The sequence below is a fragment of the Haloferax sp. Atlit-6N genome (genome assembly GCF_003383195.1).
Classification (GTDB): Archaea; Halobacteriota; Halobacteria; order Halobacteriales; family Haloferacaceae; genus Haloferax; species Haloferax gibbonsii.
On record NZ_QEQJ01000001.1, the window covers coordinates 93,990 to 110,786 of the forward strand.

Annotated in this window: 20 protein-coding genes; 11 read left to right on the forward strand and 9 right to left on the reverse strand. The window is 68.1% G+C overall.

Translation table 11 applies throughout. The features are described from left to right. Positions 1-23 precede the first annotated feature (23 nt). The 5 genes from coxB to DEQ92_RS00460 all read left to right on the forward strand — a co-directional run bounded on the left by coxB (position 24) and on the right by DEQ92_RS00460 (position 4,522). Complete coding sequence (gene coxB / locus DEQ92_RS00435) at positions 24-800, forward strand: cytochrome c oxidase subunit II (RefSeq protein WP_004976692.1); 777 nt, start codon at positions 24-26, stop codon at positions 798-800. Continuing rightward, entirely contained in the window at positions 797-3,364 is a 2,568-nt protein-coding gene (locus DEQ92_RS00440; protein ID WP_050459135.1) for a cbb3-type cytochrome c oxidase subunit I, read from the forward strand. The genes coxB and DEQ92_RS00440 overlap by 4 nt, the downstream gene beginning before the upstream one ends. Positions 3,365-3,374: 10 nt before the next feature. Then, on the forward strand, positions 3,375-3,635 hold the full coding sequence (locus DEQ92_RS00445) for a cytochrome C oxidase subunit IV family protein (RefSeq protein WP_004976702.1): 261 nt from the start codon (positions 3,375-3,377) through the stop codon (positions 3,633-3,635). Further along, positions 3,632-3,865 (forward strand): hypothetical protein, encoded by a 234-nt coding sequence (locus DEQ92_RS00450; RefSeq protein WP_115820295.1) that lies wholly within the window; start codon positions 3,632-3,634, stop codon positions 3,863-3,865. The genes DEQ92_RS00445 and DEQ92_RS00450 overlap by 4 nt, the downstream gene beginning before the upstream one ends. 441 nt (positions 3,866-4,306) lie before the next feature. Then, complete coding sequence (locus tag DEQ92_RS00460; protein WP_004976708.1) at positions 4,307-4,522, forward strand: hypothetical protein; 216 nt, start codon at positions 4,307-4,309, stop codon at positions 4,520-4,522. 14 nt (positions 4,523-4,536) lie between these two features. Here the strand turns inward: DEQ92_RS00460 and DEQ92_RS00465 are convergent, their stop codons facing one another. Genes DEQ92_RS00465 through DEQ92_RS00480 form a run of 4 tightly spaced genes read right to left on the reverse strand, consistent with a single transcriptional unit; the run spans position 4,537 to position 7,421 of the window. Then, a complete protein-coding gene (locus DEQ92_RS00465) occupies positions 4,537-4,824 on the reverse strand; it encodes a hypothetical protein (protein ID WP_004976710.1) in 288 nt (95 codons plus the stop codon). Then, complete coding sequence (locus tag DEQ92_RS00470) at positions 4,821-6,245, reverse strand: hypothetical protein (protein ID WP_115820296.1); 1,425 nt, start codon at positions 6,243-6,245, stop codon at positions 4,821-4,823. Before DEQ92_RS00470 ends, DEQ92_RS00465 begins: the two co-directional genes overlap by 4 nt. Continuing rightward, positions 6,242-6,952, reverse strand: coding sequence for a hypothetical protein (locus tag DEQ92_RS00475; RefSeq protein ID WP_004976714.1), 711 nt, complete (start codon positions 6,950-6,952; stop codon positions 6,242-6,244). The genes DEQ92_RS00470 and DEQ92_RS00475 overlap by 4 nt, the downstream gene beginning before the upstream one ends. A gap of 1 nt (position 6,953) precedes the next feature. Next, complete coding sequence (locus DEQ92_RS00480; protein ID WP_050459129.1) at positions 6,954-7,421, reverse strand: hypothetical protein; 468 nt, start codon at positions 7,419-7,421, stop codon at positions 6,954-6,956. A gap of 155 nt (positions 7,422-7,576) precedes the next feature. Between DEQ92_RS00480 and DEQ92_RS00485 the strand changes: the two genes are divergently transcribed. Both DEQ92_RS00485 and DEQ92_RS00490 read left to right on the forward strand, forming a co-directional pair. Continuing rightward, positions 7,577-8,509, forward strand: coding sequence for a peptidylprolyl isomerase (locus DEQ92_RS00485; protein ID WP_004976719.1), 933 nt, complete (start codon positions 7,577-7,579; stop codon positions 8,507-8,509). 73 nt (positions 8,510-8,582) lie between these two features. Continuing rightward, the gene (locus DEQ92_RS00490) at positions 8,583-8,849 is read left to right on the forward strand and encodes a hypothetical protein (protein ID WP_004976721.1); all 267 of its coding nucleotides are present in this window, start codon (positions 8,583-8,585) and stop codon (positions 8,847-8,849) included. An 18-nt stretch (positions 8,850-8,867) separates the two neighbouring features. Here the strand turns inward: DEQ92_RS00490 and DEQ92_RS00495 are convergent, their stop codons facing one another. From DEQ92_RS00495 to DEQ92_RS00510, 4 genes are all read right to left on the reverse strand, one after another. Then, on the reverse strand, positions 8,868-9,491 hold the full coding sequence (locus DEQ92_RS00495; protein ID WP_004976723.1) for a hypothetical protein: 624 nt from the start codon (positions 9,489-9,491) through the stop codon (positions 8,868-8,870). A 26-nt stretch (positions 9,492-9,517) separates the two neighbouring features. Beyond that, positions 9,518-10,135, reverse strand: a complete 618-nt coding sequence (locus DEQ92_RS00500; protein WP_115820297.1) for a division plane positioning ATPase MipZ — start codon at positions 10,133-10,135, stop codon at positions 9,518-9,520. 64 nt (positions 10,136-10,199) lie between these two features. After that, positions 10,200-10,574: a YlbF family regulator gene (locus tag DEQ92_RS00505; RefSeq protein WP_004976728.1), complete on the reverse strand. Its 375-nt coding sequence runs from the start codon at positions 10,572-10,574 to the stop codon at positions 10,200-10,202. 80 nt (positions 10,575-10,654) lie between these two features. Beyond that, positions 10,655-11,308 carry an alpha/beta hydrolase gene (locus tag DEQ92_RS00510; RefSeq protein ID WP_004976730.1) on the reverse strand — a complete coding sequence of 218 codons (654 nt, stop codon included), beginning with the start codon at positions 11,306-11,308 and terminating at the stop codon, positions 10,655-10,657. A gap of 165 nt (positions 11,309-11,473) precedes the next feature. Here DEQ92_RS00510 and dph2 point away from each other — a divergent pair, with 165 nt between their 5' ends. The 3 genes from dph2 to DEQ92_RS00525 all read left to right on the forward strand — a co-directional run bounded on the left by dph2 (position 11,474) and on the right by DEQ92_RS00525 (position 14,909). Continuing rightward, positions 11,474-12,508 (forward strand): diphthamide biosynthesis enzyme Dph2, encoded by a 1,035-nt coding sequence (gene dph2 / locus DEQ92_RS00515; RefSeq protein ID WP_004976731.1) that lies wholly within the window; start codon positions 11,474-11,476, stop codon positions 12,506-12,508. A 158-nt stretch (positions 12,509-12,666) separates the two neighbouring features. Beyond that, positions 12,667-13,227, forward strand: a complete 561-nt coding sequence (locus tag DEQ92_RS00520) for a hypothetical protein (protein ID WP_050459126.1) — start codon at positions 12,667-12,669, stop codon at positions 13,225-13,227. A gap of 80 nt (positions 13,228-13,307) precedes the next feature. Beyond that, the gene (locus DEQ92_RS00525) at positions 13,308-14,909 is read left to right on the forward strand and encodes a hypothetical protein (RefSeq protein WP_115820298.1); all 1,602 of its coding nucleotides are present in this window, start codon (positions 13,308-13,310) and stop codon (positions 14,907-14,909) included. A gap of 18 nt (positions 14,910-14,927) precedes the next feature. Here the strand turns inward: DEQ92_RS00525 and DEQ92_RS00530 are convergent, their stop codons facing one another. Next, positions 14,928-15,377 (reverse strand): TIGR00725 family protein, encoded by a 450-nt coding sequence (locus DEQ92_RS00530; RefSeq protein ID WP_050459124.1) that lies wholly within the window; start codon positions 15,375-15,377, stop codon positions 14,928-14,930. A 483-nt stretch (positions 15,378-15,860) separates the two neighbouring features. Here DEQ92_RS00530 and DEQ92_RS00540 point away from each other — a divergent pair, with 483 nt between their 5' ends. Continuing rightward, on the forward strand, positions 15,861-16,694 hold the full coding sequence (locus DEQ92_RS00540) for an MBL fold metallo-hydrolase (RefSeq protein WP_004976740.1): 834 nt from the start codon (positions 15,861-15,863) through the stop codon (positions 16,692-16,694). Positions 16,695-16,797: the final 103 nt, after the last annotated feature.

Sequence of the window (16,797 nt, forward strand, 5' to 3'; positions counted from 1 at the left end):
ATACTATTTGGGTGGTGTTATCAATGGTCACGGAACTCGTACCGGCGGCCGCGTTCCCGCTCCAGTCGGGGTTGGTCCCGCGAGGGACGCGCACGTTCGTCTTCGAAAGCATCTTCGAGGTGTTCCTGCTCTTGGGGACGCTCGTCGGGGTCGTCGTCGTGGGGTACATGCTCTACAACGCGTACAAGTATCGCTCCGGCTCCGGAAACGGTCACATCGACGACGAGGACCGCCTCGTCCTCGGGGAACTCCCGTCGGGGAGCGGCGGCGGGCGAAAGCTGTTCACTTCGTTTTTCATGAGCATGATAATCGTCGTCTCGCTGGTCTCGTGGACGTACCTGACGCTCCTGTACGTCGAGGAGGGCCCCTCCGACGCCGAGTCGCTCGACGTCGAGGTCGAGGGCTACCAGTTCGGCTGGCGCTTTACCTATCCGAACGGCCATACCACCGACGGCGTGCTCCGGGTCCCCGCTGACCGGCCCGTCCAGCTGACGATTACCACCGCGGACGTGTTCCACAACTTCGGCATCACGGAGTTACGCGTCAAGTCCGACGCCATCCCCGGCCAGGAGACCGAGACGTGGTTCACCGCCGACGAGCCCGGGACCTACACCGCCCAGTGTTACGAACTCTGCGGGGCGGGCCACTCCTACATGTCCGCCGAGGTCATCGTGATGCCGCCCGACGAGTACGAGGCGTGGTACGCGAACACGACCGCGGATAACGCGACCGCGAGCGAGTCGAGCGCCGATGAATCGGTCGCCGCGAAATCGAGTCTCCGACCGGCGGTGGTCCCATGACCGACGCGTCTCCCGGAGGGGACGCCGCGGCCGACGGGGGCCACGAGGTCGCCCGCGGCGGCGACGACCACGGCCACGACTTCCCCGGCACGGGGAGCATCAAGCGCTGGTTCGTCACGACGAACCACAAGGACGTCGGCATCCTCTACATCGTCACGTCGCTTTTCTTCCTCGTGCTCGGCGGCGTCCTCGCGTGGCTGATGCGCATCCAACTGCTCGCCCCGCGGGCGCTCGGCGAGGGGATTCTCGCGCCCGTCGCGTACAACCAGGCCGTCTCGGCCCACGGGCTGTTGATGGTGTTCTGGTTCCTCTCGCCGTTCGCGTTCGGCTTCGCCAACTACGTCGTCCCGCTCCAACTCGGCGCGAAGGACCTCGCGTTCCCGCGGCTCAACGCGCTGTCGTACTGGCTCTATCTCTTTTCTGGCATCCTGTTCGGCGTCTCGTTCTTCCAAGGGGGGACGTTCTCCGGCGGGTGGACGATGTACGCCCCGCTGAACGTCCCGACGTTCACGCCGGACGTGGGGGCGTCGACGGCCGTCCTTGCGCTCGTGTTGTTCGTCGCCTCGGTCACCGTCTCGTCGGTCAACTTCCTGACGACGATGCACCGAATGCGCGCCGAGGGGCTGACGCTCCGGAACGTCCCGCTGTTTAGCTGGACGATTCTCCTGACGGCGTGGATGATGCTGTTCGCCTTCGCGGCGCTTCTGGCGGCGCTCTTGGTGCTCTCGTCGGACCGCCTGCTCGGGACGACCTACTTCGCCATGGAGTCGCCGGCGGGGGCGCTCCTGTGGACGCACCTGTTTTGGTTCTTCGGCCACCCCGAGGTGTACATCGTCTTCTTCCCGGCGCTCGGCGTCATGGCGGAGGTGTTCCAGACGTTCACCGGCCGCCGCATCGTCGGCCGCAAGTGGTTCATCCTCGCGATGGTGCTCGTCGCCATCCAGAGCTTCGCCGTCTGGATGCACCACATGTTCCTGACGAGCATCAACCTGCAGGTGAAGACCCTGTTCATGATTACCACCATCGGAATCTCCCTGCCGTTCGACCTGATGGTGTTCGCGCTCATCTACACGATGCTGAAGGGGAAGATACGCTTCACGACGCCGTTCCTGTTCGTCTTCGGGGCGCTCCTGTTGTTCATCATCGGCGGCATCACCGGCGTCTTCCTCGGCGCGGTCGTCCTCGACTACGAGTTCCGCGGCACCTACTGGGTCGTCGCCCACTTCCACTACGTGATGGTCGGCGGGGTGACGGCCCTCGTCGGCGGCCTCTACTACTGGTTCCCGAAGATGACCGGCCGGATGTACGACGAGTTCCTCGGCAAACTCCACTTCGCCGTCTACTTCGTCGGCTTCAACCTGCTGTACTTCCCGCTTTTCGTCGCGTGGGAGACGCCCCGCCGCGTGTTCGACTACGCGCCCGAACTCGCGCCGTGGCACCAGCTCGCCACCGTCGGCGGGTTCGTCCTCGGGCTGTCGTTCCTCATCATGTTCTACAACCTGTTCAAGAGCGCCTTCGTCGGCGACCCCGCGCCCGACAACCCGTGGGAGTACGCGACCACGGCCGAGTGGGCCGTCTCGTCGCCGCCGCCGCTTGAGAACTTCGACGGGACGCCGACCTACCGCGACGGCCACCTCGAATTCATCGACGACGGCGAGGTCGCGCCGAGCGAGGAGCGTTCCGGCGGGCCGACCGGTGCGGCCGTCTCCGACGGCGGCGTCACCGCGTCGGCGACGAGAGCGGTCACCGCGGACGCGGAACTGCCGACCGCCGAAGCGACCGAAGTCGAGGGACCGAGTCACGCGAGCATCTGGCCGTTCGTCCTCTCGGCCGGCGCGTTCCTCGTCCTCCTCGGCCTCTCGCCGCTCCAAGACGCCGCGTTCCCCGAGGGGATGGTCGGGGCCGCCTACGCGACCACGGCGGTCGCGGGCGGCGTCGTCACCCTCGGGTCGCTCGTCGCCATGGGGCTCGAACCGTTCCACGGCCCGGTCTTCGAGGAGGGCGAGGCGTGGCCCTTCGCCGGCATCGACAACGGCAAGGTCGGGATGTGGATATTCCTCGCGTCCGACGTGGTGCTGTTCGGCGGCTTCCTCGGGGCCTACGTGTTCACCCGGGTCGCCTTCGGCTGGACCGGCTGGGAGCCGATTCCGTCGGACCCGATTCCCGGGCTCGTGAACACCTACATCCTGCTCACGAGCAGTTTCACGGTCGTGCTCGCGCTCGTCGCGGCCGAGAAGAAACACAAGTGGGGGCTCGTGACGAGCCTCGGGGCCACGTTCGTCCTCGGCATCGGCTTCCTCGTCAACAAGGGGCTGGAGTGGCAGCACCTGTTCCACGAGGGGCTGTGGCTCTCGACGAACGTCCGCGCCTCGACGTTCTTCCTCACGACGGGCCTCCACGCCGCTCACGTCATCGCGGGGCTCGTCGTCGCACTGTACCTGACCGCGCGCGCCTGGCGGGGCGCGTACCTCGAAGACAGCCGCTCGGTGGAGTACTTCGGCCTCTACTGGCACTTCGTCGACATCGTCTGGCTGTTCCTGTTCCCGCTGTTCTACATCCTGTGAGGTGACAGAAATGGTATCAACGAAACTCTATACGGCGATTTACGCGGTGTTGTTCGTCTCGGCGACCGTCCAGGTGCTGGTCGAGTTCGCCGGGCTGAGTTACTGGCTGGCGTTCGGCGTCATCATGGTCCTGTCGGCCGCGAAGGCGGTGCTGGTCGCGGCGTACTTCCAGCACCTCCGGTTCGAGCCGCGCTCGCTGACGTATCTGGTCGGCATCGGCCTCGTGGCCGCGCTGGCGCTCACGCTCGCGGCGTCGTACTCGCTCCTGTGACCGTGCGAGCCGACTCCCATTCCCGCTGGCGCTCCCGCGAGACCCTCACAGCGGTCGGCTACGCCCTCCTGTTTTCGGTCCCCGTCGGCGTCGGCGTGACCGTCATGATGACCCGCGTCGCGCCTGGGAGACTCACCGACCCGCTTGTCGTCGGCCCCGGTCTCGTGCTCGCGGTGGCCGTCTTCGCGCTCGTCGTCGCCGCCGCGACGACCGGCGAGAACGCGGCCTGACTGGGCGCTATTCGTCTCTTTCTGTGGCTCTGTCGAACTCGTTAGAAGCTGATAGAACTGTGTGATACAGACAGGGAACACACGTATCTCCGGCGAATATACGTTCTGTCGGAGAAATCAGTCGGTATGGAACGAAACAGGGCGCTTACCGTTTACCTCATTGTTCCGTGTCTACTCTATGGTTCCGCGTTCGTTATCGTGTTAACTCAGTTTTCGGATGTAGTTGACACCAACACTCTGAGGATGTCACACACGACATTTGCGGTGGTTATGGCGATAGTGCTCCTCGTGAAAAGAGACGAACTGTCTGCCGATAACTAAGCGCACTCTATTCAGCACGACCGCAGAAAACTATCCGTAACTGAGGGCTTCGACAGAATCTCTTTTTCCTCCTCCGCACTCGCACGTACCTTCTTTGACTTTGACGTGGTAACACTACGCATGAATCGGACTACCGTCGCACTCGCGGCCGCCTTCGGAGCAGTCGTCCTCGGACTCGCGGTCCTCCTCGGCTCGGAGGCCGTCGGCGCGAGCGAATCGTTCGTCGTGGTCGGCGGCGTCGTCGCGCTGGCCGGCGTCGGCGTCCTCACCGGCGTCGTGATGCGCCTGCCCGACCCCGCCGAAGGTGAACACGGCGGGGACAGCGGTCACGCCTGAACTCTCCGGCCCCGTCACAGGCTGAAGCCGACGACCGCGAGCAGGAACAGCGCCGTGAAGACCACCCCGAGCGCGCCAGCGACCTTCAGGTGATAGACGAACAGCTCTTCGTCCTCTGCCTCGACCGCGGCCTCGTACGCCGCGGCTTCGCCGTCACTCAGTCCCTCGTGCGCGTCGCCGACGTGGAGGTCTCGGAGTCGCTCCCGGCGGAACGGGCGGTCGCAGTAGGGACACGTCGCCGCCGCGGTCTCGCCGCCGGGGACGACGGTCTCGGGGACGACGGCCGATTTCTCGCGGTTCACCCTGCGACACCCCCGACCGTCGGCTGGGCGACGACCCAGAGGCTCGCCATCGTGTAGCCGACCGTGACGGCGACGAAGGGGTACTCGCTCCGGAGCGGTTGCAGGCGACCCGGAAAGAGGTCGAACGCGCGGGCGTGGGCGACCCACACCGAAAGCAGGTGACCGAGGACGACGAACGCCAACTGGAGGCCGCCGAACCACGCCGGAACGACCAGCACCGAGGGGTTCGCGGGCGGCGACAGCGGCGAGGCCGCGACCGCGACCAGCGCGGGCGCGAGGCCGACGACGTAGCCGAGGAAGTGCGCGAGGTGGTAGCCGGCGGCGATGGGGACCAACGCGGGCGCGAACCAACCGGCGACGAAGCCGACGGTCACGTACGTGTCGGCGGTTCCGCGGGCGACTCGCGCCGCCAGCCGGTAGCCGCCGAGGAAGACGAGAAAGCCGGCGACGATTCCGACGAGGTTCGCGAGCCACGCGGGAACCGGAGCCGCGGCGTCGAGGACGCGACCCCACGCGACGGTGACGACGAGGCCGTCGAACGTCGTCACCCAGAGGAGCGCGACGACAAAGGCCACGTCGTCGGCTCCCAGTCGCTCGCGGGCGCGCGCCAGTCCCGCGCCGGGAACCGAAACCGAGAGGCCGCCGTCTTCGCCCCGCTGGACCGGAGCGAGCAGGCCGTACAGCCGGAACACCCGAGCGACGGGGTCGGCGCGGCGGAACCACGCGTCGCCGTAGACGACCGCGCCGCCGACAGTAAGCAGGCTGTACGCGACGACCACGGCCGCGAGCGCCCGCGGGTCCGCCGCGAGCGGGCTGACGACCTCCAGCCAGACGAGTCCGAGCAGGCCGACGACGCTCGGCCACGACCCGAGCCGGTCGGGGTACGACCGTGACAGCCCCAACGTCTCCCTGAACCGACCTCGAAGCGCCGCGCCGAGCGTCCGCCACGGGTTCACGAGCGGCCACGCGTTCCCGACGAGGTAGGTGACCATCGTGAATCCGGCCCACCAGCCGACCCAGACGAGCAGGACGCCGAGGTTGGCGATGCCGACGGGCGGTCCGAACAGCCCGAAGGCGACGACGAGGACGAGCGCGGCGACGCCGAGTAGTTTGAGTGCGACCGCCGCGGTTGCGACGGCCCCGGCGAGTCCTCCGATTCGGACGCCGACCCGCTCGAAGGCGTCGAGCGTCTCGTCGTCGGTGACGAACGCCGACAGCAGGAAGGAGACGCAGACGACGCCGCCGCCGGAGACGACGACGAGCCAGAACGGGGCCGGAACCGAGCGGAGCGACCCGGCCAGCGAGCCGGCGTGCGCGAGCGCCGGAGCCGAAAAGGTGAGCGACGCGACCGCCAGCGCGACTGTCCAGACGGCACCGCGTCGAACCGCAACGCCGACCGCGGAGCCGTCGCGCTCGCTCATCGTCGCGCCCGCTCCGCAAGCGACGGTCCGAACGCGAGTAGGGCCGCGGCGACGACGAACACCAGCGTCGAGATGTCGACCGAAAGCGCCCGGAGTGCGCTCACGACGCCGGTGCCGCCGGCCGCGCCCGCGACCAGACCGCCGACGAGCGGGAAGGTACAGCCGACACACGAAACGAGCCCGAGCGCCCCCGAGAGCGCGCTCTTCGCCGCGTCGAGGACCGCGGCGTAGACGAGGTACGCGAGCGCGAGGTAGCCGGCGACGCGGTACGGGACGAACGTCCCGGAGACGACTTCGCCGGCGTAGCCGACCCGCGGACCCCACCCCGGCGCGGCGAGCGAGAACTGCCAGCCGGTCGGGTGCCGCGCGGTCGCGACGTGTCCGTGGCTCCCGCCGAGGAGCGCGGCGAAGTCAACGGACACCAACCCGGCCAGCGACGCGAGGGTCACGAAGTACGCGACGGCGACTCCCCCGGCGGCGAGTCGCGCTCGGCCGCTCGCTCGCGGCGGGTCGGTCCAGAGAACGGCCGCCGCGCCGACGGTTATCCAGACGAACGGGTAGAACAGGTACCGGAGGCTCTCGACGCGCTCCGGCGCGGCGTAGAGGTACGCCCCGACGGCGAGCGCCTCGACCCAGCAGAGCGCCGCGAGCCACCACAACCGCGGCGCGTGTCGCGGGTCGAGTCGCCCCGCGTACGAGGTCGCCATCTCAGAGGAGGCCCACCAACCTGAGGGCGACGCCGACGACGAACAGCAGGCCGAGGACCCACGACCCGAGGAGCGCCGCCTGCGACCGCGCCAGCCCGCGCCCCCGCGCGGCGTGGTACGTCCCGTAGAAGAGGTACGCGACGACGACCCCGAGCGTCCCGGCGACGAGCGCCGGTCCGGCGACGTTCGTCACGCTCTCGGGGATGGCGCTCCCGCCGACGAACAGCACCGCCATCGCGCCGAAGCCGAGCGCCGCGAGGACGAAGACGAGCGACAGCACCGTCGGGTCGTCGGCCCAGCGACGCGAGTCGCTTCCGCTTCCGCTCCCGCTCCCCGCCGAACCCCCGCCGGTCGGAGTCGGAACGCTCGTGACGGAGTAGTGTCGCCAGCCGCGGCCGGTCAGAAACACGGTGAGCGCCAGCAGTACGACGCCGAGGACGAACCCGAGGAACAAGCCAGTCTGTGCCATGTGAACACGCCTCGTTTTCTATAACTATTGACAATGATATAAGCGATTCGACCCCACAGCGGCCCTCGGGGTCGAGTTCCCGGGCGTCGGCCGCCTCGAACGCGTCGCGGCGGCGAAACGTGATTCTTAAGGGTCGCACGAGTCACGTAGCGTGTATGAGCGACGAACAGCAGGCGGAGGCCGAGCAGGTCGATGAAGAGGTCGAGTCCGGTATTCAGGACGGCGACTTCGTCCGCCTCGCGTACACGGTGCGAACGATCGAGGACGGCGACGTCGTCGACACGACGGACAAAGAAGTGGCCGAAGAGGCCGAGATCGACGTCGAGGGCTACGAGTTCGAGCCCCGCGTCGTCATCGTCGGTGCCGGCCACGTCTTCCCCGAGGTCGACGAGGCACTCATCGGCGCCGAGGCCGGCGACGAGGGGACCGTCGAGATTCCGGCGGTCGACGCCTTCGGCGAGTACGACGAGGACGACGTGCGCACGGTCAGCGCCAACAAGATCGACGAGGACGACCGCTACCCCGGTGCGCAGGTCACCATCGACGGCGAGCAGGGCCGTCTGGAGACCATCATCGGCGGTCGCGCCCGCGTCAACTTCAACCACCCCCTCGCCGGCGAGGACCTCGAATACGAGTACGAAGTGCTCGAACTCGTCGACGACCGCGAGGAGCAGGCCTCCGGCCTCCTCGGCATGTACCTCCAGCAGGCCCCCGAAGTCTGGATTCAGACGGACGAGGTCGAAGAGGAGCAGGTCGTCGAGTCCGACGACGACGAGGATGAGGACGCCGAGCCCGAGACGGAGACCGTCACCGTCGAGAAGGACACGCTCTACATCGAGGCGACGCCCCAGATGACGATGAACCAGCAGTGGATGTTCTCCAAGCAGCAGATCGCGCAGGACATCATGCAGCGGCTGGACATCGACCGCGTCATCGTCCAGGAGACCATCGAGGGCGGCATGGGCGGCATGGGCGGCCTCGGCGGTATGATGGGCGGCGCGGGCGGCGCCGACATCGAAGAGGCCATCGAGGACGTCGACATCGACGCCGACGAACTCGCCGCGGAACTCGACGCCGACGAAGAGTAAGCGAGTCCGCCGCCCTCGCCGTCTCGGCGAATCGGCGGCTTCTTGATACTCGCCTTCCGACCGCCTCGTAGCTATGGCTTCGTCAGACGACGACGCGACGGCCGAGTTCCGCGACCTCACAGACGTGAAAGTCGCACTCGTCGCCGGGCTCTGTACCGTCGCATTGACGCTCTCGCTCAAGTACGGCGCCGGAATCGAGGTGCCGTTCATCTACCGTCTCTCCCCGCTCGCACCGTACTTCGCCTACGTCTTCTCCCGCGGCGCGGCGCTGTCCGCCCGGACGTGGATGGCGCTCATCGCGGCCGTCACGCTCGGCACGTTCGGGTTCTTCGCGCTCTGAGCGGCGACTCGGCCTCGCTCAGGCGATGTCGCGGCTGGTGTCGACGGTGACGCGCTCCGCCAGCCGAAGCTTGATGGTCTCGTCGAGTGCGCGGCCCCCGCGGAACTTGGGGACTGCGAGGCGGTTGACGATTTCCGAGCCGTCTATCTTCGTGTCGAGGTCGAACACCACGTCGGCCATGTGTTCGGTCAGGTCGCGGTTGTCCGGGACTGACTCGCCTTTCAGCCCGTGGAGGACGGTCAGCCCGCGGGTGTTGACCATGTGCGTCTGCAGGTCGTTGAGGAACTTCCGGTAGCGAGCGCCCTCGCTTCGTTCGAGCACGTCCACCACGTCGATGACGAGGTTCGCGCCCTCCGGGAGGTCGCGGACCAGACTGCTCGCCGTGTCGAGCGGCGCGTCGCCGCCCACGTCGCGCACGGTGGGGTTTCCGGTCGGACCGGGGTTCCGTTCGAGCGCGTCGGTGACGGCCTCGGCCGAGCGAATCGTCGTCAGCCACAGCGTCCCCCGCGTGGTCGTCAGTTCGTGTAAGAACAGTTCGGACTGGCTGGCCGGGTCGGCGGCGAGGAGGACGATGCTCCCCGCGGGAATGCCCCCGCCGAGTTGGCGGTCGAGCACGTCGATTCCCGTCGCCAGTCGAGACATACCCCACTGTAAGGAAGTCGCTCATATTACTTCTTCCCCGGTATCCTGTCGGCGATTCGACGGTACGCGGCCCGAACTGTCGGACGGGTGAGAACTGGCGACGACTCCTCCGGAACGGTCCCGAGCACCGGCGCGCCCACGAGGTCGGACACCGCCTCGGGAGCCATTCGTGACCGCGAGACGACACATCCGGCGACGGGGGTGCCGAGCGCCCGCGCCATCGCGGCCGTCTTGGCGGCGTCGCGGAGCGCCGGCGCGCACAGCGGCGACACGACGACCACGGCGTCGGCGACGCGGAGCGGGACGGCGGCATCGGGCCCAGCGCCCGCGGGGCAGTCGACGACCGCGCGACGTTCGTCGTCCGCGGCGGTACGAAGCCACCGCTCGAAGGCGTCGTCGTCGATTCCAGCGGGTGCCGGGAGCACGGAAACGGTCGAGTCGGTCGGGTGCGACCGAACCGAAGGTTCGCACACCGATTTGCCCGAGACGGCGTCCACTCGGCGCTCCACGCCGGCCATCGCGTGGAGGTTCGGCATGTCCCTGTCGGCGTCGACGGCGAGCACCGGGCCGTCGAGCGCGCTCGCCAGTCCGAGGGTCGTGGTGGTCTTGCCGCTGCCGCCCTTACCGCCCGCGATTGCCAACATAGCCGGGGCTGGCCCCGGCTTGGTACTTGAACCTGCGGTGAAAACGGGCCGCGTCGAGCTGGCCTCAGTCGTTACAGCAGCCGCCGGCCTCGCCGCCGAAGTCGACCGCGAGCGGCTCCGAGATGGCCTCGTTAATCTTCTCCAACTCGCCGACGAGTTCGGCCTGCGCGAGGAGGTACTCCTCCATCACGGGCTCGGAGTGGAGCTCTTCTTGGGCCGCTTGGACCTTTCGGAGCCCCTCTTGGGTCGCTTCGCCCATCTGTCGGGCCACGTTGAACTCCTCGCGGAGCTGGTTGAACTCCGTGATGAGTTCCTGCACGTCGTCGTCGGCTTCGACGGCGGCCTTCGCCTCCTCGTAGGCTTCGTACTTCGGATGGTCGGCGATGGCCTCGCCGAGTTCGCGCCCGAGTTCTTCGAGCCGCGTCGTCTGCGTGCTCATAGCCGCGCGTTGGGGTGCGAGCGGTTTCAACCTGCCGAACGGGGAAGGAGAGGGGGCGAGCGGTCGCCCCCGCGGAGGGCTCAGACGTGGGACTCGACGAACGCGACCACGTCCTGCAGTTCGTCCGGGCTGACGCCGTGGGGCGCGCCGTAGAGGTTCGCGGTCACGTCCGCGCCGAGTTCGCGGAGGCGGTCGGCCGCGCGTTCGACCCGCGAGGACGGGATGATTTGGTCCATCGACCCGCCGCCGACGAACACCGGCTTGCCGGCGATGCCCTCGGGTTCGAGGTCGGCGTGGGAGTCCGCGAGATACCCGTGGAGCGCGACGACCCACGCGTAGTCGTCGGGGTCGTCGAGGAGGAGCGAGAGGCTGGTAATCGCGCCCTGGCTGAACCCGAGGAGGCCGATTCGGTCGGGGTCGATGTCGTACGCCTCGACCGCTCCGGCGATAGCCTCGCGGACGAGGTTCCGCGAGCGTTCGAACTGCTCGGCGTGGGGCTGGCTCTGGTGGAGGCCGCCCTCCGAGAGGTCGAGTTCGTACCACGTGTAGCCGCCCTGCAGGCGGTCGGGCGCGCGGAGGCTCACGACGTGGACGTGGTCGGGGAACTCCTGTGCGATAGACAGGAGGTCCTGTTCGTTCGAGCCGCGGCCGTGGAGCAGGACGACGGCGGGAGCCGGCCCGTCGCCCGGTTCCGACGGTTCGACGTGGACGTGTTCGAGAGGGATGTCGGACATGGACGGCGGTAGGCCGCGGCGAGTCTTGAATCCCCGAGTGACAACGGGGTAACCGGGTGACGCCGCCGTCGACGCCGCGGTTCGCTTCGGCGTGCGTGCGGGTGTGTGACGCTCATTCGTGGGGAAGCGCGGTGGTTAAACGGCTCCGTCCGCAACGATGGGGCAATGAGTCAGGACGCCACCTCGGAGGGAGACCTTCGAAACACCGGGATGTCGCTCAAGCACGACCGGGAGTGGGACTACGAACTCGAACAGATCGTCGAAGCCATCGAGGAGCGCGACGCCAAGCGCGTCGGCCTCCAGTTCCCCGAGGGACTGAAGCGCCGCGGCCCGGCGGTCGCCGACGACCTCCGACAGCTCTGCGACGACGACGTGACGTTCATGCTCTCCGGCCAGCCGTGCTACGGCGCGTGCGACCTCGACACCTACCTCATGCGGCGGACCGACGTGTTCGTCCACTTCGGCCACTCGCCGATGAAGGAGTCGGACAAAATCATCTACGTCCCGCTGTTCTCCAACGTCGACCCCTTCCCCATCATGGAGGACGCGCTCGACGACATCGAGGGCGACGAGGTCGGTCTCGTCACCACCGCCCAGCACATGAACCGCTTCGAGGACATGTGCGACTGGCTCGAAGAGCGCGGTTACACCGTTCAGACCCGCAAGGGCGACGACCGCCTCACCTACGAGGGACAGGTCCTCGGCTGCAACTACGCCTCCGCGGACATCCCGGCAGACGACGTGCTCTACGTCGGCGGCGGCAAGTTCCACCCGCTCGGCCTCGCGATGGAACACCCCGACAAGAACGTCGTCATCGCCGACCCCGTCAACAACGTCGTCACCATCGCCGACACGCGGAAGTTCATGAAACAGCGCTACGCCTCGGTCCACAAGGCGATGGACGCCGAGAAGTGGGGCGTCATCTTCTGTACGAAAATCGGCCAGGGTCGCATGGAAATCGCCGAGAAGATTCTGGAGGACAACGAGAACGCCTACCTCATCACGATGGACGAGGTGACGCCCGACAGGCTCCGGAACTTCGACATGGACGCGTTCGTCAACACCGGCTGTCCGCGCATCACGACCGACGACGGCCCGCGGTTCCACAAGCCGATGCTGACGCCGCAGGAGTACCGCATCGCCGTCGGCGACGAGCCGCTCGACTCCCTGGAGTTCGACACGTTCCACGGCACCTGGTAGCCCGAGACTCTCGGTGAGCGCCCCGCCCCGGCGCGTGGCTCTCGCGACGCCGCCGAGGGGAGCGTCCTGTTTCGACTCTTCCGCCTCGCTTCGGACGTATCCGATTTCCTGACAGTCCATCCAGAATACCTATACGGGTCGCCATTCGACGGACACGTATGGTCCCTCCACGAACACGAACCGCCCTCCTGAGCCTGCTCGGCGTCCTCGCGCTCGCGGGAACTGCCGCCGCGCAGAACCTCGAATCCGCACAGCAGCTTTCGCCGGTGTTCCGCGCCGGCGGAAGCTTCCTCATCGACCTCGTCGTCGGCGGCATCCTCGTCGCCGCGGCCCCGGCGTACACCAGAGACGCCATCGCCGAGATTCGGGACGACCCCGGCGGGTCGTTCCTCTGGGGTCTCGGCGTTGGCATCGGCGGCCTCATCGTCCTCGTCCTCCTCGCAATCACCATCATCGGCCTCCTCGTGGCGATTCCGGGGCTCCTCGCGTTCATTCTCCTCAGTATCGTCGGGAGCGCGCTCGCAACCGTTCTCCTCGGGTCGCTCGTGACCGGCGTCGCCTCCGGCGGGCCGCCCTCGCTGGGCGTCTCGCTCGTCGTCGGCGCGCTCGTCGCGGCGGTCCTGTCGCTCGTCCCCATCATCGGCGGCGTCATCCTGTTCGTCGTCGACACGCTCGGGCTCGGCGTCATCGGACGCAACCTCTACCGCTCGTGGTCCTGACCCCGCGCCGACGCTTCTGACAGGCGACTCTCAGGAGCCACCACAACATTCAGGGTACCGGTAGCGAATGGGTCAGACAGATGCCGACGACCCACCTCTCCGTCCTCGGACTCGACGTGCAGCGGGTCGTCACCCCGCTCGAAGCAGGCGACGTCGATGCCGACCGGGTTCGTCTGGTCCGCGACGAGGCCGACCCCGAGCAGGGTCGCGACCCGGACGACTGCGCACCCGGCGCGCCGCGAGCGAGCGCACACGCCGCGAAAGCCGTCAGCGAACGGCTCGCCGGTCGGGGAACGCTCGACGAGGCACGGCTCCCCTTCACCGGCTCTTTCGAGGAGCTGTACGCCGCGACGACCGACCTGCTCCGCGAGGCGGCCGCGGACGGCGACGTACGGGTGAACCTCGCCGGCGCGCCCCCGCAGGTCGCCGCCGCCTTCTACGCCGCGCGAACCGCCCTCGTCGACGGCGGCGAACTCGACCGCGGGACCGTCTCGCTTCTGACCGTCCCCGCGACCGACCGTCCCGACCTCGCCGCCATCGACGACCTCCGGGACCTCGTTTCCGACGTCGAGGCCGCGTCCGACGCGTTCGCCGAGTTCCGCCGCGTCGCCGACGGCCCCGCGGCCGCCGCCGTCGCCCGACAGCTCCGAATCGCCCTGTCGGACCTGCGGGACGCGCTCGCCGAGGCCAGCGGCGAGTCCCGGTCACGTCCGAACTCCCGCGCCGGCCGAACCGCGGGCGCTCGCGGGGCGCGCTCCAACGGTGACTCGCCGCTCGGCGCGATGAGTTCCTACGTCGGGCGCGCCCGCGAGCAGCTCGCGGACCTCGTCGAGTCCGAGGCACCCCGCCCGGACCCCGAGGACACGCGCGACCCGAACGCGGTGCTCGATGCGCTCGACGCGTGGCTCGACGACGAGAGCCGCCTGCTCGCGTCGGTCGAGGAGAACCCCGGCGAACTGGTCGCCCGCTTCCGAACGAGCTGTGAGGCGCGCTTCGGGAAGTTCGAAGACCGGGCGACCATCGAGCTGTTCGAGTCGCTCGACCGCTTCGAGGCGCACCTCGACGCCTATCTGGACGCCCGGGCGCAGCTCTCGGCCGCCGCCGACCCGGTCGCCGAGCGGACGACGGACCTCACCGAACGGGCCGCCGAGGCCGCGACGAGCCTCTCGGAGCTCGACGAGGCGGGCCACGCGACGGGCGAGTCACCTCTCGAACTCGACGGCCACGCGCTCTCGCCGCTGGGCGACCTCGAAGCCACGATTCTGTCCGTCCTCGCCGGCGGCCCGCCGCGCTCCCGCCAGCGGACGCGTCGCGCGGTCGCCGCCGAACTCCGCGAGCGCGCCGAACACCACGGCATCGTCGCCGGCGCGCGCGACGAGGAGACGTGGTCGGCCTTCGATTCGTTCTGCGTGGGCGTCGCTCGCGATAGCGTGACCGGCGACCGATTCGAAAAGCGGCTCTCGAACGCGCTCGCCCCGCGCCTCGACGTGGCCGTCGAGGGACTCACCGCGAACGGGTTCGTCACGACGCGCGAGCGGGAACGCGGCCGCGACGCGCTCGAACCCACGGACGCGGGTCGGCTCTGGACGTCGACGACCGACTGGGAGTCGTTCCGAGAGACCGTCGTCGACGACCTGCTCCGCGACTGCGTCGAACGCGACGAGGGCGTCGCGGACGCGTAGCGCGGCACGGTCCGATTCTCAGACCGCGTCCTCGATGAACGACACGGCATCCTCCGGCGAGTCGCACGGTTCGAACCCGTCGAGCGAGCCGACCTGCTGGGTTCTGAGCCCGGCCGCGGGGCGGTCGAAGACGTTGGCGTAGCCGATTTCCGAGAGGGTTCCGCCGCCGCCGTCGATGGCGATGACGGCGTCGCCGTTCATGGCGACGAGCGCGTTTCTCGCGTGGCCGAGACCGGTCGCGACGGCGATATCGACGTAGGGGTTCGCCTCGTCGCGGTCCTCTCCCGGGAGGACGCCGATGGTCGTGCCGCCGGCGTCTTTTGCGCCGCGGCAAGCTGCCTCCATGACGCCGCCGAGACCGCCGCAGACGACCGTGTGGCCGCGCTGAGCGAGCAGGCGGCCCACGTCTTCGGCGATAGTTTCGACCGGGTCGGGGACGACGCTGCCGCCGACGACGCTCACGCGCACGGCGAACCCTCCGCTCCGCGCTCTGCGGTGTCCGCTCGGCGCTCGCCGTGGTGACTGATTGCTGCGGGCATGGAGTATCGGACCGCGTCGAAGAAGATAAGTGCGGGGCCGCGTCGGTGTTCGGTCGCGTCAGAACTCGTCTGTTCGCCGTGCGTCGTCGTCCAGCGGGGAAACCGCTTCCCACGCACCGCACGCGCGCATCGTCCGAGCCATCGACGAGAAATCCGCCGTTTGTTTGTGAGTCCTTGACATGGTAATTGATGCCATGTGTGCCTACACTAAATATCTTGTCGGGGTACTACCTTATACACCACATACACCACCCGATTCTATTGCGTTCTACGGTATTTTCTCGTATCGTACGGAAATCGTCCGAATTCTCGGACGCGCCACCGACGAGTGTCGCCCGCGGCGGCGACTGTCGCGACGGGTCGAACGCGAGAGAGCGCAACGCTTAGTCCCCCCGCGCGAGGACACGTGTCTATGACAGTCAGCGACTGGAGCGACTGGCTCCCGCGCGCGGTCGAATCGGCCGACCCCGAGACGGTGGCCATCTGGTATCTGGGATGCAACGGGTTCGTCATCAAGGGCAGCGAGGGCACGACGCTGTTCGTCGACCCGTACGTCGGCATCGGCGACCCGCCGCGGACGGTCCGCATGATTCCCGTCCCGTTCGACCCCGAGGACGTGACCGAGGCCGACGCGGTCCTCGCCACGCACGAGCATACTGACCACGTCCACGGCCCGAGTCAGGCACCTATCCTCGAGAACACGGGCGCGACGTTCGTCGCCCCCGACGACTCGCTCGCCGTCGCCTACGACGACGAAGCGTGGTTCGACGACTACGACCTCTCCGACGACCAGTTCGAGGAGGTCACCGAGGGCGACAGCGTCGAAATCGGCGAGTTCACGGTCCACGTCGAGCCCGCCTACGACCCCGACGCGAGCCACCCGGTCGCCTACGTCTTCGAACACGAGTCCGGCACGTTCATCCACGGCGGCGACACCAAGCCCGCCGAGGAGTTCGCCGACATCGGCGAGCGATACGACCTCGACCTCGGCATCCTCGCGTTCGGGACCATCGGCAACATCCCCGACAAGGAGACGGGCGAGCCGATTCGAACGAAGTGGTACAACGACGAGAACCAGATTATCGAGGCCGCCAGCGACCTCGACCTCGACCGCCTCGTGCCGACCCACTGGGACATGTGGAAGGGCATGACCGCCGACCCGAAGGTGCTGCACCACCACGCAAAGAGCTTCGAGGCCCCGCGCTCGCTCGACCTCGTCGAAATCGGCGACCGCGTCGACCTCTGAGGTCGCGTCCAGAACCGCGTTTCCCGCGACGGCCCTTTTAGCGACGGTCGACACAGGCGGACAGTCACCGCGTCGAAACGGTCGAATCGAGAGACCGCGGCGG